Consider the following 14,706-nt stretch of genomic DNA (forward strand, 5'->3'; position numbering starts at 1 on the left):
AACGCGGTACCGACGACATAGGGAATCGTCGCCTCTATGCCATCACTCAACTGGCCGAGTCCCGTTCTGACCAAGCAGATGAGAGTCCCTGCATCACCTGGCCGATGGTTAGCCGCGCCTGCGACGTTGAGCCCTCTCCCTCATTGATTCAGCGGGGGGCAGACCAGCCGATTTGGATGACACGGGGCCGCTGCCGGGGATCGACCAAACGGACGCGCCCGGGTGGCATGGGCTCAGCCCTCGTAGTGCCCACCAGCGGTCCTTCGTCCGGGCTCCCCGACAAGATGACGCCTGTGGCTCTGAGTTCCTTGAGGCGTCGGGTAACCGGATCGAACGAGGCGCGGGCTGCGCCGGCGGTGTTGCGGGCGACGATGACGCGGAGGCCGATGTCCCGTGCGTAGGGGAAGTACTCGGTCAGTGCTTCGAGGGGGTTGCCGGAAGGGAGTGCGACGAGATCGTAGTCGTCGATGACGATGAAGATCTCGGGGCCGTGCCACCAGTTGCGGGCGCGCATCTGCTCGGCAGTGACCTGGTCGGTCGGCATCCGGGCTTGGAGGATCGGGGCGAGGCGGCCCAGGCCGTCTTGGAGCGACGCCGCTGCGGGCGCGTAGTGCAGTACGTGGTTCTCGGGGAGCTGGCCGTGCAGTGCACGCCGGTAGTCGCCGACGACCACCAGGGCTTCATGGGGCTGATGCCGCTCGGCGAGGCGCCGGGTAAGCAGGCGAAGGAGCGCGGTCTTCCCGGACTCGCTCTCGCCGTAGATAAGCAGGAGCGGATCGGTGTCGAAGTTGACGTAGGCCGGCGCGAGAGCGGTTTCGTCGAGGCCCACGGCGAAGCCCAGGCCGGGTGTTTCGCTTGCCTTGGGGAGGGCGTCGGCGTGCAGGCGTTCCGGAAGCATGCGCACGGGTGGGCAGACCGGGCCGGACCAGTGGGACGCGATGGCCGCGATCAGGTCGGCGGAGCGTGCAGTGCTGTCCGCATGATCGTGCGTGGTGTGGAAGTCATTGGCATGTGGGAGCGCGGCGGCGTAGTGCAGCCCGCCGATGGCGAGGCCGTGTCCGGGACGGTCGGTGGGCACATTACGGGCGCGTTTGCGGTCATGTTCGGAATCCAACGGATCGGCCATCCGAAGTTCCAGCCGAGTGCCGAGCTGATCTTTGAGAGCGGGGCGGATCTCGTTGTATCGGCCGGCGGCAAGGACAAGGTGGATACCGAAGGCGAGCCCGCGCATGGCCATTGCCTCGACATCGGGGATCAGCGGCTCGTGCTCCCGTTTGAAGGCGCCCCAGCCGTCGATCACAAGGAAGACATCGCCGAAGAGGTGATCGGGATAATGTCCCACGGCACGCCGTCCACGGTAGGTCCGGATGGAGTCGATGTGGTGGGCCCGGAAGAACTGCTCCCGCTCGTCGAGGAGCTCTCGTACTTCAGCGATGGTCCGTCGCACCTTGGCCACGTCCAGTCGTGAGGCCACGTCCCCGACGTGCGGGAGACCAGCCAGGGACGACAGGCCGCCCCCACCGAAGTCCAGGCAGTAGAACTGCACTTCCCGGGGTGTGTGCGTCAGAGCGAAGGACGTGACGAGGGCGCGGAGCAAGGTGGACTTGCCTGAACGGGGGCCGCCGACGACTGCGGCGTGGCCCTGCGGGCCGGAAAAGTCGCACCGGAGAACTTCGCGGCGCTGTTCGAAGGGCACGTCGACGATACCGAGCGGGATGACCAGGGACATCTCCTGCCAGTCGGCAGGCTGGAGACCCCGTTCGGCTGTCACCACGAGAGGGGGAAGCAGATCGTCGAGGGAAGGAGACTCGTCCAGCGGCGGCAACCAGATCTGCTGTGCCGACGGCCCCTGGTCCCGGAGGCGGTCCACCAGGACATCCAGTACGGAACGGCCGGCCCCCTCACCGTCTTGCGGGCCCTCGTCCTGGCCTTGGAAGGACGGTTCTGGAGGTTCGAGGGCGGACTCTGCGGTGAACAGCATCGGTGCGAGGCATTCCCGCCGTCCGGAGGCCGTGGTGTGCCCGGGGCGGTACGGGCCGGAAACGTATGCGGCCTTGAATTGCGTCAGACCTTCTACGCCGTGGCTCAGGAGTCCGGCTCCAGGGACGTTGGGCAAGTGGTAAGCGTCCGTGACACCGAGGGCGATCCGGGACTCTTCGGCGGAGAAGGTCCGCATCACCAGCCGGTAGGAGAGGTAGGTGTCCAAGCCCCGCAGGCGGCCTTCGTCCACCCGCTGTGAGGAAAGCAGCAGGTGCACGCCGAGCGAGCGTCCGATGCGTCCGATCTGCAGAAACGTGTCGATGAACGCGGGCCTGGCCGTCAGAAGCTCGCTGAATTCATCCAGGATGATCAGCAGTGTGGGTAACGGCTGAAGTGGTGCCCCTGCCGCCCGCGCTCTCTCGTAGGCGCAGATGTTGGCGAAGTTGCCGCTGGAGTGCAGCAGTTCCTGACGCCGCCGAAGCTCGCCGGCTAAAGCATCCTCCATCCGGTCGACGAGGGTGAGGTCGTCGGCGAGATTGCTCATGAACGCGGCCACGTGCGGCAGGTCGGCCAGGCCGGCGAAAGTAGCGCCCCCCTTGAAGTCGACAAGGACGAAATTGAGCGACTCGGAGCTGTGGGAGGCCGCCAGGCCAAGAACCAGGGTGCGCAGCAGCTCGGACTTGCCCGAACCGGTGGCGCCGACGCACAGGCCGTGGGGCCCCATCCCGCCTTGGGCAGCTTCCTTGAGGTCGAGGACGACGGGTTTCCCCTCGGCGTCGACACCAAGAGGGATACGAAGCCGTTCCATCGCGGCGGGCTGCGCCGAGGGGGGATCGAAGGCTGTGGGATCGCCCATTCCCATCAGGTCCGTGAATTCCACACTGCTCAGCAGCGGGTCGTCGTCCTCGTCGTCGCTGGTTCGCAGAGGTGAGAGGGCACGAGCGACCGCTGTGGCTTCGACTGCGCCCAAGACATCCGGAATCCCGGTGTAGACGGAGCCGGCGCTGGAGACCAGGCTCAGGACATCCGGCTCAACAGCCAGCCCAGGGCGGCGATCCTGGGACCAGCCGCCTTCGCGCGCACGACCCTGCCGCTTGGAGCCGATGGCCGGCTCCAGCTCGACGACCGATACACCCAGGTATGCGTCCCGGCCGAATGGCCAGAGGAAAGCCGAGGCGGGATCGGGATCCAGAAGTATCACCACGTGGGGACGGTCGAGCAGAGGCCGCGCCTCCCGCTCCCAGGCAGGGCGCGTGGACAGTTCCGCCGCGAGCCCCTCTTCGAGGGCATCGAGCGAGGAATAGATCAGCAGCCGCGGCCGCCCGCCCCCACTATCGGCAGGTCCGTGCTGGGCCTGGCGCGCGTGCGGCAGCCACTTGATCCAATCCCACTCCGAGGCCGAACCGGGAGATGTCACGACCGCGATCCACAGATCGTCCGGCGAGTGCAGCGCCGCCAGCTGGCAGACCATGGCCCGGGCCGTACCCTGCACGGTCTCGGCATCGCCCCGGATCGTCAACCACGGAAACGCACGCAGGGACAGCGCCAGGGGCAGCCTTTCCAGGTACTCGTACGCTTCCACAAAGCACCCCAGGGCATGTGCGGACAGCGGTTCCCACTCCTCTGTGGGCCCGGCCTGCGGTACCACCAGCCGGGTCGCGAGCAGCTGCGGTCCCAGCCCCACACGCACCTGACCGAAATCGTCGTCCCCCGGCCGGCGCTCCCACAGCCTCCTGCGCTCAGCAATCACCGCCCACAGCTGCCCCGGCTCGGGGAACGTACGGCACTCGGCCAGACGCTGAGCTCGCGCTGTCTCCCGCACCTCCTCCCGCGTACGGGCCAGGTACTTCAGGTAGTCCTGACGCGCCGCACGCACCCCTGACGAAGAGCCGCGCCGAGCACGGACGACCTGCCTCACCCCCATAGCCGCAGCCGAGACGACCATGATGCCGCCCATGATCCTCATAATCGGCGGTGAGCCGGGCAGGAAGAAGTACACCGCGCTACTGACCATCGCCACCATGGGCAGCAGCATCAGCACAGCAGACTCGCCCTGGCGCTCGGGCAGTACGGGAGGCGCCTTCAGCTGTAGGTCGACCTTGGAATAGTCAGGGAGCGCCGCACGTGGAGGGCGCTTGATGGTGATGGTTGCCAAGGTGAGTCGGCTACTGCCTCGGGTCGGGGCCGGACGCCCGCTGGCTGTAAGGAGACTGCGGCGGAACGACGGGGCGGCGGCGCTTGACGACGACCACCGCTACTCCCGTAAAGAGCCCCAGCACTGCCGCACCGGCGACACCCCACACGACGTACGCCGACCAGCCCTTGCCGGCAGACGCATCCGGAGCTGCTGAGTGAGAAGGGGAAAGCGCCGCTGTGGACGAGGAAGCTGATGGGGCAGGCAGCGGTCCGTTCTTCGGGCCGGCGGGGATGTCCTCGGTCAGGGCACTGTATGGCCGGATGAAGCCATAGCCGTAGCGCTTGTCGGGAAGCTGGGCTCCCTTCATCGACGCGGGCAACTTGGCTGTCTTCACCAAACGATTAGCGATCTGGCCAACCGTGAGCTTCGGGTACTTCGAGCGGAGGAGCGCGGCCGCAGCCGATACGTAGGCCGTGGCATCAGAGGTTCCCGATTCGGTCTGGTACTGGTGGTTCAACCCCGCCGAATAATTGTCCACCCCCGGCGCCGCGAGCATGTTGTTCGACCCGTAGTTGGACTTTTCCCAGATCCTTCCTGATGAATCGACGGCGCCGACTGAGATCACTCCTGGAAAACTCGCAGGATAGTTCGGCTTGCCCCCACCGTCGTTCCCTGCGCCGGCGACAACCACAGCGCCCTTCTGCTGCGCATATCGAACCGACTCCTCCAGATCTGGGGCCCTGTGGGGGGAGGCCAGGGACAGGTTAATGACCGACGCGCCGTGATCGACGGCATAGCGGATGGCTTGCGCCACCCCTTTGGTGGAGCCGAATTGCAGTTCGCCGTCCACATTGACTCGCAGTGGCAGGATCTTCGCGTCGGGAGCCAGACCCTTGATACCTGCGGCGTTGCGCGGTCCATGTCCATGACCTGCGATCAAGGAGGCCATCGCAGTGCCATGGACATTGTCCGTTTCACGATCGGCCCGCCCACCACCCGAGAGGAAATCCTTTCCGGGCAGTACGTTGCCTACGAGATCGGGGTGGGTACCGTCGACGCCGGTGTCAACGACGGCGACGGTCACCCCGCGGCCCGTGGATACCTTCTCCATCGCATCCGCATCGAATGCCGACAAGGCCCACTGGTGGTCGCGAATGGAATCCGCGGCAGCTGGAGGCGCCAGATGCACGCTGCCGACCGCGCACAGCAGCACCGTCCCGCACGTCGCTTTCATCCATCGCTTGAACGTCACGCCCTGCCGCTTCCTTCCGAACGATCTGGTTCTGCCTGATGGTTGCCCTGTACTGGCCCGTCAGGGTCACCAGCATCCTCAGAAGCCGAGACGCCGACAACTCCCGGCACGACGTCCCGCTGCGACGCCCAGGTCTCCTCGTCCTCGACCAAGTAGTCGGGGCGTGAGGACTGTCGCCGTTTCTTGTCGTCGCTGGCCTGCTGTCCACCGTGCGGCACACCCATCGGGCCGCGGGCACGGGATGCGCCCTCCGGACCCCCACTCAGGGCGCCGCCACGACTGCGATGCAATCCAGATCCACCTTGTGCACCACGCCCCGGCATTCCGGGCTTTGCCGGCTCGCCGACAACACCGCCCGGGCGTCGTGCCAACCCTCCGCCTTGACGACCGCGGATGCCTTCCTTGCTCGAGGCGCCTGGGCCGGCGGCACCACCGATCGGCGGGCGTCCCGTCTGGCCCGGCTGCTTGGGAGTCCCCGGCGCACCAGCCCCCTTCGCACCCGCACGACCTCCAGGAGGCGTGCTGGGAACACCAGGAATGCCGGGGAGCGCGACCTGCCTGCCAGCATTCGAACCACGCCCCCCAAACACTGACTGACCACCAGGTGGCATACCTATCGGACCAGGCCCTGAACCCGGAATTCCGGGCGTTCCGGCTACCGGGCCTCCTCGCATGGCAGGAGGATCAGCGGGGGCGGGCACACCACCGCGGACTCCATCCAACGCCGTCCCAGGAAGTGGCGCTTTCGGCATCGGCTGTTGCGCCCTGCCGCTGGCAGTACCGGTGTCAGAACCGTCTGTCTTCGCAGTATGCGGTGAGCTGACAGCTGCGCCCGGCATCCTCGTTCCGCCTGACGTTCTGTGGGTTCGTGAGGAATTGGGGCCGGCTGTCCGCGGGCTCGCCACAGTGGGAGCGGGGTCAGCTGACACAATTGGTGGCGGCACGATGGTGTCCGGCGCCGGGACAGGCTTGTTCTTCTCGGTGATCGGCGGTCCCGCAAGCTGATTCGCCTTGATGTTGTACGAAGCCCCGAGTTTCTCCATGTGTGCGGCCGCCTGTAGGGCGATCTCCCGTCCACGGGACAGCGAGTCGGCATTCTTCGCCCGCGCGTCGGCAGCACTCATTCCCTTGGACGTATCGTGCTTTAGTCCGGAATCGTCGCGGCTGAAGGCGTCTTCCACCTTGTCCCAGCCATCTTTTGCGAACGAGATTGCTGCCCCGATAAAGTGCCCGTGGTTGTACTCACTCGCGGTGTCCTGTAGCGCGGTTACAGCCCGCTTGGCCTCCCGCAGGTCGATCGCGGCGGACTTCAGCGTGTGCGAGGTGTTTTTCGCGTACAGCGAGCCGTTCTTGAGGCTCGTACTCAAAGTTTTGGCTCGTACTGCGAAGGCCTCCGCAGCGGTTCCGTGCCAGTACTCCAGGACATCGGCCACAGCCTTGTCCAGTAGATCGCGCACACTGCCGTCCGGTGCATCACCGGCGAGCTGGTCATGTACGTGCTTCCAGTGGTCGGCGATTTCCTCGACCTTGTCCGGCTGCGCGTCGCGCACCATGGCCTTCAGCGACTCAAGCGTACGGCCTGAGAAGTCGGTGGTATGTCCGCCCCCGCTACCCATCTCAATCCTCCCCGTTGCGCCGACCTGCTTGCATGTGCCGGCTGCAGTTCACCTCAGCGCATGGATACGCGGACCTCTTGCTCACGGCTGTCGTAGCCATCGTGCACGGTCCTCGTGTTCTTGCCGACTTCGGCGATCATGTGCTTCAGCTCGGTGACCATGTCGGCGAGCTCTCGCTTCATCTTGCTGTGCGCCTGTCGGAGCCCGGCCTCTTCAGCGAAACCCTGCCCGAGGTACCCCTCCGGCAACTCCGTTTTGTACTCCGCGGTTGCTCCGACACCGTCCATGGTGTCCACGATCGAGTTGAGCCGAGTGATGACCTGTTGCAGCGCGCTCAGATCGACTCGATATTCCTCGGCCATCTGTAACTCCCCCCGGTGTCACGCTTGGTGCTGTGCTGTGTTTGGCGCCTGACGCCACAGGCGGCGGACTTATGTAACTCCCGTCAGAAGCCCAGGTCAACCGGCTTCCTGGCGGTTACCAAGGAGTTCCATATCTGTCCTGAAAGCGCCGCTGATATGGCTGACGCGAGGCGTGGAAAGACGGCGCTAGTGGCCGGGTACGCCCAAAGGGGGTGTACCCGATGCAGCGGTGATGGAGCGGTCGGGCATCCATCACCCAGTGCGATGACGCCTGGGTGCGACCACCGTCCGGTCAGCACCGTCACGGCAATTTTAGATCTGTACAGCCGTGGCGCTTCGCAGACCGGGTGGCAAATTCCCTCAATGCCTGCCTCTTCCCCTGGGCTGCGTCGCCGGAGAACGTTTCGGACCCATCGGCATCGCGCCCGTTGTAATTACTCCAGCTCCCGATGATGTAGCGAGCTCGCTGTCCATTTGAGCACGTCGCCGAACCCCGGTACATTTCGTCACCCTCGTCGTCGGAGTAAATGCTGTACCCCGCGTGCGCTTTGTCGAACGGAGGGTAGTAGGCGCTCATGACGTATCGCGTTCCGAGTCCATCCCTTGACTGAATGAAGCAATCCTCAATGGGTGCGCTTCCGTCTGCGCGTGATCCAATGGTGCTGACGTTGATTCCTTGACAGGTCCCTGCAGCTTTTCCTGGCGGCTCAGGCTTCATGGAATCGTTGCCAGGAATGGCATTGACTTGATCTCGGCCTTGGGGTGTCTCGCAACCCCATGCTTCGGCTGCCCGCTCAGCGGTGTGAACCGCGGTGAATCCCAGCCGCGTCTTCTGGTTTGAACTCGCGGCCTTGAACGTTCCGTCCAGGGTTACGAGCAGACTGCGTCCACGACCCTTATTTGAGCAGTTCATTGCGACGACAGCGGCACCTCGATCTTCCGTCCCAGCCACGACGCCGTGCCAGCCATGTCCGATCGGCGAAACCGGACCGGGAGCCCCGCCAAACGACCCATGCCGCAGTTCACCGACACCTCCGTCCGGATTATCATTCCAGTCAAGTGACACATCGAGATAGTTACCATTGGCTTTGGAGGAGACTATGCAGCGATGCAGAGTGCCTGAGTCAAATTCCCGACCGTTGTTGATAGAGGCGTCCCTTGCTTTTAGACTGTCCACACCCAAGAGTTGATTCAGTTGGGACGACTCGATGCTTCCCCGGCAGGCATCGGAAAGGGATCTACTGTCATTCCAACGGTCATACGCCCCGCTGAAATAGAAGATGCTGGGCACCGCCACCACGAGGACGATGGCCGCAGTGATCAGCCACCGCTTGCGCTCCCGGCGAACGATCCGAGGGTCAGGGTCCCCGATACGGCGTTCAGCCGTTGTGGATTCCATGACTAGTTGTCTCCGCGTCCAAGAGAGCGCCCCGCCTCGGTGAGGCCGCTTTCGTACGTGTTGTTCGTATTCTGCTGGTCGTCGTCGGCTTCCCCGCTGTCGGGGTCCAGGCCGCGCTCGGTGTACCAAGTGGCGACCATCTCATTCACACTTTTGCTGCCGGCCCGAGCATTCGCCTCAAGCTCCCCATCGGCGTTCAGCTGAATGTTGGTCGTCGCATGGTCCAGCCATGCCTTGGATCCAGCGTCTATAAGCCGCACGGCAATGTCTCCGGCAACGGGAATCTTAGTAGCGCCGGCGGAAACTATGTGCTGAGCAGCCTTTGTCTGCCATGCCTTTGCCGATGCTTCACTCTCTTTGTGATCCAGAATGACATCTGCCTGAACCGCGTCATAGGCGCCCATGGCATGGGCCGCATTTTTCATGAAGCCGTTCATGGCCTTCGGGCTGACATCGGGCTGAAGCGAGGCCAACTCATGCGCCGCGTGCTTGATTTCGGCTTCATGTAGGGCGCGGAAGGAATCAGGGTCCTCTGCGACTCCCCGCATGGTCCTGGTGAGAGCCCCAGGGTCGAGGCGGACCGCCGTATTGTCCTGAGTGCCGGAAAGTGCGTCGTGCGTCTCGGAGACATAATCACGCAAGACGTTGGTGATGGGGCCCCGCATATCGCTCAGGAGCGGCTTGTACGGACGAGACTCGTCATCGTCTTTACGATTGGGGGGCGGCGTTTCGCCGCCCAAGGCATTGACAGCGTCGCGCATAACCCTGGTCTGCGCTTCGGTATGTTCACGCGAGCCGTATTCGGTGGCGCCTCCGGGCCCAGTTGCTCCGGCCTCGATCGCTAACGCCAACGAGTGATGGCCTGTCTTACCGTCAAAGGGGTCCTTCGGCCACTCCCGTTCGCCGGCAAGGTACTTGAGGCGATCGTCTTCGTGGTTCACACCCGGATCCAAGAATTGGGTGGCGGCATCAGGGTTCTTCGCCAAGGCGTCCATCAACCCCTTCATGGGGTCGCTGCCCCCTCCTTCACCCGAGTAGTCGACCCGAGCCATGACAGAGTCGGGCGCCCACAACAGCTGCGGCGTCAGTGACTTGTGGGACCGTTCAAAGCCCACCAGGCCCCGGCCGTAGTCATTGAGGAAGTCGGTGTCGTAGCTGCCGCCCCGCATGAGACTGCTCATGAGCTGGTAGCCCTTGGCGCTCGGCCCGCCGGCCCCTCCCGGGTCGATCGTCTGCGACCCGAGGGCCAGCATCTTCTCCTTCCACCCGTCCATCGCCACGCTGTCGCTCTGCGTGGCGATTCCGAGTGTGGAGCCGAGGCCGGCCTGCAACTGCTTGAGGGCGGCGTTGCGCTCGGCACCCGGCTCTCCCGAGTTCGGGCCTGACGCCTCACGCCAGAATTCGAGCGCCCCCTTCGGACCCAGCGTGGTGGCGAACCTCTCCGCGAAGACCATGTCGTTCTTCCGCTTCGAGAGGATACTTCCCAAACGCTCCAGCTCATCGTTGGACAGGTCTTCGCCCCCCTTCTTGGTGAGCCTGAGCGCGTCGGTCAGGTCTTTCTTGGCGTCCCGGGCCGCATCCAGCGACGTGTAGATGTTCTTGTTGAACGACTCGTTGTTCTTGCCGTTGGAGTCCTGACTCAGGGCCCACTCCGCGGCTTCGTCCGCAGCGGTGGCATCTCGCAGGACCTTTTCGATGCGATGCTTCATCGCATCGATGGCTTCCTGACGCTTTTCGTAGTAGCGGATGCGGGAGTACGACCCTGGAAGGTCATCGGGCTCGGGTTTGACATCGGTGATCGTGCCGTCCCCCGCCACCTGGAGATGCTCCGACGGCGCTTCCTCATCGACGATCCTGCGGAGTTTCCTCTGGGCGCCGCTGAACTCCGCATGCGCATCGCGCAGCAGCGAGGTGACGGACTGCGCCTCTGCTGCCGCCGCCTGATACTGCTTCTTGATCGTGGCGAGCGAGACCTGCGCCTGCTCAGATGCCTCACCCTTCCAATCAGATTTCAGGGGCTTGGTGACACGAGCCTCGAAGAGCTCCTGCAGCCCCTGGTACTTGTTCGGCAGCAGCTTCCACTCGTCTGCCGCAGCCTGAAGCTTTCCGAGGTTGGCGTGGAGGAGGCCGGAGAAGGTAACCACGATCAGTTCCTCCCGCCGTTGAGCGCGTCCATTCGGGACTTCTCGGCATGATCGGTCTGCGCGTACGACGTGGTGGTGTTGTGGAGCTTCGCAGTGGCATCGGACAGCATCTTGCTGAGGTTGCCGGCCTCTGCCGCCCACCGCCTGTGCAGCCGGTCCAGCCCGTTGGCGGCTTGCCAGCCGCTCAGCGCGCTCCATGCCGCGTCTGTTGCGGACAGGGCGTTCATGTCAACCTTGTCCGTGTCGCTCCGCAACTGCTCGAGCGTGTTCGCCGCCTTGGTGAGTACCTCAGTACTCACAGACGTCTGGCGGCCGGGGTGCCCCGTGCCGCTGGCGCTCTTGCCTGCGGCGGAGTTAAGTTCCATCTTCACGTTCTGCCCCTTGGCAGAATCCGTGAGCGATCCGTCAGCGTTGTAACGGAAGGGATTGAGCCGGCGGTCCCAATCCTGGTCGTAGGTCACGTGCTTCCCCCTGGCGATGCTTCCGTGTGATCACTATGAACACACGGAAGCAGGAGCCTAGGACGTCAAGTTGAGCAGGAGCAACGAGCTCAGTGGTCTGTTTCGAGCCGACTTGTACCTGAGGGTGCCAGCCGGTCGTCGGCCCCCTCACTCGGGTGGCGAACGCCCGCCACAGTCTGGATCGTGCAGCGATCGAGCTGGACTGGTCACCGTGCGCGACCGTGCGTGCTCCCTCCCGGACTCGCCTGAGCGCGATGCCGACGGGCGCCCGGTCGCCATCTGGTACTGATGCTGATCGTTCGTCCTGTGTCCGCCGCGTGCCGTTGCGTCGATCCGTCCCGTACGTCGTGCACCGGATGTGCACCGCGGTGGTTTTGAGGCTGTATCTACGCAGGTCACGGCGCCTGTCGGTAAAAGCACCAGCAATCCCCGGCGTACAGGCCGACTCGTCCGCCCTCACGACTCCGTACCGGGCCGCCAGGGCCCGTCGGTGGCCCGGGCTGTTTCTGGACGGTCGGCGCGGGTGGCCCCAGAATCACCGGGGGATTGGCATTTTCCGGAGAATGCGGAAGATGACTGCCGGATTCCGGTGTACCGATGACTGCCCGCTGCCGGCCGGGCCGGATCAACCGCCGGTGTCGAGGTGCGAGGAGAGCCGGGGCACCAGGCCTCGTTCCCGTAGCTGGTGGGAGTGCAGGAGGTAGCCGAGGTGCAGCCGGTTTCTTGCTCCCAGCCTTCGCATAAGGTCGGAGACATGGCGCTGGCAGGTCCGTAGGGACATGCCCAGGCGGCGGGCGATGACCTTGTCCTCAAGGCCCTCTGTCAGCAGGTGGGCGATCGTGGTCTTGATGTCGTCCAGGACTTGGTCGGCGGTCACCGGGTCGTACCTGGAGGGGAAGGGAATGGCCGTGCTCCAGGCCGGTTCGAACGAAGTCCGCATGAAATCGACCACATGGGGATCCCGGACGATCAATGCGCCGTACCGGTCGTCGCACAGCGAGGTCACCGCCACCTTGCCGTCGAAGAGGAGCAGCTTCATGAATCCGTCGCTGCGGGTGCGGACTTCGGCTCCCCGCGCGGTGACGTGATGGACGAACTCCGTGGTCGCGGGGCTGAATCGCGCGGTGTGCTGGTAGAGGGTCCGCAGCCGGACGCCCCGGTCCAGTAACTCGTCGGTGCGCTCCTGCGATTCCTTGAGCGCTTCGGCCGGCCGTGCTCCGCCCGGCTGAGCGGTGATCACCTCCTCGGTGGCCTCGGCGGCGAGCTGGGTGAGGGCCCGGCGGACCGAGGGAAGGTCCGGAATGATCTCCAGCGGGCTCGCCCCGGCCTCGTGCAGCGTGGCGCTCTCGTAGACCTGCGCGAGCTCGGAGTACACCTCGCGGATGGCGTCCACCTCACGCTGACGACGGGTGAGTTCCCTGACGATCGGCCAGACGAACTGCACCCTGGCGCTCTCGGGTGAGAGGGCCCGCAGGGTGCCCTTTTCCCACGAGGACCTGCAGAGCAGCCTGAGCGTCATCAACTGGTCGATCGCCCGGTCCAGGCACTCGTCGGACATCCGCGTCCGCGTACGCACCTCGTGGGTCGCGATGCCTTCGGGGACCTCGGCCAGGAACCGGTACACAGCCCGGACTTCCTCACTCAGCACAGGCCATTCCCCTGTGGCATGAAGGCCGGATACCTCCACGTTGCACACCCCCGGTGTGTCTGAGCCGCGCGGCACATCGATACCTGGCACGCCGGAGGCCGACTCCGGAGGCGGAGCACCCGGAAGCGGCCTCGATTACCCCATCACTCATACTTTATGCCGAGTTAAGGAATTCTCCGTACTGGCTTCGATGTTCGCCACAATTGGCTGGTTTCAGCGGAGTGGCGACGCAGCGGAGTGGCGACGCAGCGGAGTGGCGACGCAGCGGAGTGGCGACGTAGCGGAGCGGCGGACAGGACGGCCCGGAGCGCGGGCCGGATGCGCGGACCGGATCGCTCCGCTCCCCAACTCCTGCTCCGTTCACCGCCCCTTGACGTATCTGCGCCAGACGCAGACACGACACCCCGGGTGTGTGTACGCACCGCCCGTTGTCACGCAGGCTCATTACGGTGCCGGTCCCCTGAAGACACGGAGTGGTCATGACGCTCACCGCACGATGTCCGGCTGTACCCGTACACCACGCCCTGACCAGCGGCCCGTCGGCTCTCGGCCTTGGCATGACCGCCGACCTCGGCTGGGGAGACTGAACGTTCCTCCTCCCCGGCAACCGTCCGCTGACAGGAGTTCCGTCCGTGAACGCAAGGCGCTATTCGCTCACCCCGCAGATGGCCCAGTACGACGACTTCGTCGATCGCGGGGAGACCCGCTGGGTGCCCTACCTGATGTACTTCCACCGTGCGGACTACCGCTCCGGCGTGGTGAACACCGATCGTCTCGGATTCCGCGTCTCCCATGGCGCCACCGGCACCGCCTCCGTCGCCGACGCACCCGCCGACGGCACGGTCAACGTACTGGCGGGCAGCTCCACCGCATTCGGCGTGGGCACCACCAGCGACGCCGCCTCGATCCCGTCGCGGCTGTGGACCCGGCACGCGCCCTCCGCGCCCTGGCTGAACCTCGGTGCCCGCGGATACTGCTCCACGCAGGAGATGATGCTCTACCTGCTGCACCGCGAGATGCTGCCGCCGGTCGACCAGCTCGTCATCCTCTCCGGGCTGAACAACCTCGCGCTGGCCGGCCTCCCGCGGGCCCTGCAGGGCGATTACGGGGCCTTCTTCTTCTCCGGCGAGTACTACCAGCAGATGGAGGAGCTGCGCGCGCGCCACCGCAAGGCCAAGCGCACCGGCCGGTTCGGGCGCGGCGAACGCCGGTCCGCCGAGCCGCCGCCGGCCCCCGCCGACGAGGCGCCGTTGACCCTCGACGAACGGCTGGCGACCGCCATCGAGCGCACGGCGCTCGACCTGGAGCGCTTCAAGCTGCTGGCCGGCACCTCCGGCACCCGGATCTCGTTCGCCCTCCAGCCACTGGCCACCTGGGTGCGGGAGACCCCCTCGCCCGAGGAGGCCGAGCTCTTCCGCGAACTCGACGGCAAGCAGTCGACGTTCTGGCAGCTCTTCGGTGAGATCGCCCCCGCCGAGGTCGGCCGCCGTTACGCCGAGGGCATCGCGCAGGCGTGCGCCAAACACGACGTGGCGTTCCTGGATCTCAACCCGCTCGTGGCGGAGGCCGCAGATCCCGGGCAGTGGCTGTTCGTGGACCGCGCGCACTTCACCGACGAAGGCTACGACCTGGTCTCCGGTCTGCTGGCCACGGGCCTGGGTCTGTCCTGACCACGGGCCCGGCACACCGGAGCGGCCGGCCCCGGCC

Annotated in this window: 8 protein-coding genes; 1 reads left to right on the forward strand and 7 read right to left on the reverse strand. The window is 65.3% G+C overall.

Annotated elements, in window-relative coordinates; genetic code table 11:
* Positions 1 to 148 precede the first annotated feature (148 nt).
* From eccCa to ABZ851_RS07615, 7 genes are all read right to left on the reverse strand, one after another.
* Entirely contained in the window at positions 149 to 4,135 is a 3,987-nt protein-coding gene (gene eccCa, locus ABZ851_RS07585; RefSeq protein ID WP_361123471.1) for a type VII secretion protein EccCa, read from the reverse strand.
* A gap of 10 nt (positions 4,136 to 4,145) precedes the next feature.
* On the reverse strand, positions 4,146 to 5,369 hold the full coding sequence (mycP, locus tag ABZ851_RS07590) for a type VII secretion-associated serine protease mycosin (protein WP_361123474.1): 1,224 nt from the start codon (positions 5,367 to 5,369) through the stop codon (positions 4,146 to 4,148).
* A gap of 1,669 nt (positions 5,370 to 7,038) precedes the next feature.
* Positions 7,039 to 7,347 (reverse strand): hypothetical protein, encoded by a 309-nt coding sequence (locus ABZ851_RS07595; protein ID WP_361123477.1) that lies wholly within the window; start codon positions 7,345 to 7,347, stop codon positions 7,039 to 7,041.
* 301 nt (positions 7,348 to 7,648) lie between these two features.
* Positions 7,649 to 8,746, reverse strand: coding sequence for a hypothetical protein (locus tag ABZ851_RS07600; RefSeq protein WP_361123480.1), 1,098 nt, complete (start codon positions 8,744 to 8,746; stop codon positions 7,649 to 7,651).
* Between the two features lie 2 nt (positions 8,747 to 8,748).
* Complete coding sequence (locus ABZ851_RS07605) at positions 8,749 to 10,890, reverse strand: DUF6571 family protein (protein ID WP_361123483.1); 2,142 nt, start codon at positions 10,888 to 10,890, stop codon at positions 8,749 to 8,751.
* A 2-nt stretch (positions 10,891 to 10,892) separates the two neighbouring features.
* On the reverse strand, positions 10,893 to 11,351 hold the full coding sequence (locus ABZ851_RS07610; protein ID WP_361123486.1) for a hypothetical protein: 459 nt from the start codon (positions 11,349 to 11,351) through the stop codon (positions 10,893 to 10,895).
* Positions 11,352 to 11,976: 625 nt separating this feature from the next.
* Positions 11,977 to 12,975, reverse strand: a complete 999-nt coding sequence (locus ABZ851_RS07615; protein ID WP_361123489.1) for a helix-turn-helix transcriptional regulator — start codon at positions 12,973 to 12,975, stop codon at positions 11,977 to 11,979.
* 656 nt (positions 12,976 to 13,631) lie between these two features.
* Here ABZ851_RS07615 and ABZ851_RS07620 point away from each other — a divergent pair.
* Positions 13,632 to 14,669: an Inducer of phenazine A gene (locus tag ABZ851_RS07620; RefSeq protein WP_361123492.1), complete on the forward strand. Its 1,038-nt coding sequence runs from the start codon at positions 13,632 to 13,634 to the stop codon at positions 14,667 to 14,669.
* Positions 14,670 to 14,706: the final 37 nt, after the last annotated feature.

It is taken from the genome of Streptomyces sp. NPDC047049, from assembly GCF_040643995.1.
Classification (GTDB): Bacteria; Actinomycetota; Actinomycetes; order Streptomycetales; family Streptomycetaceae; genus Streptomyces; species Streptomyces mooreae.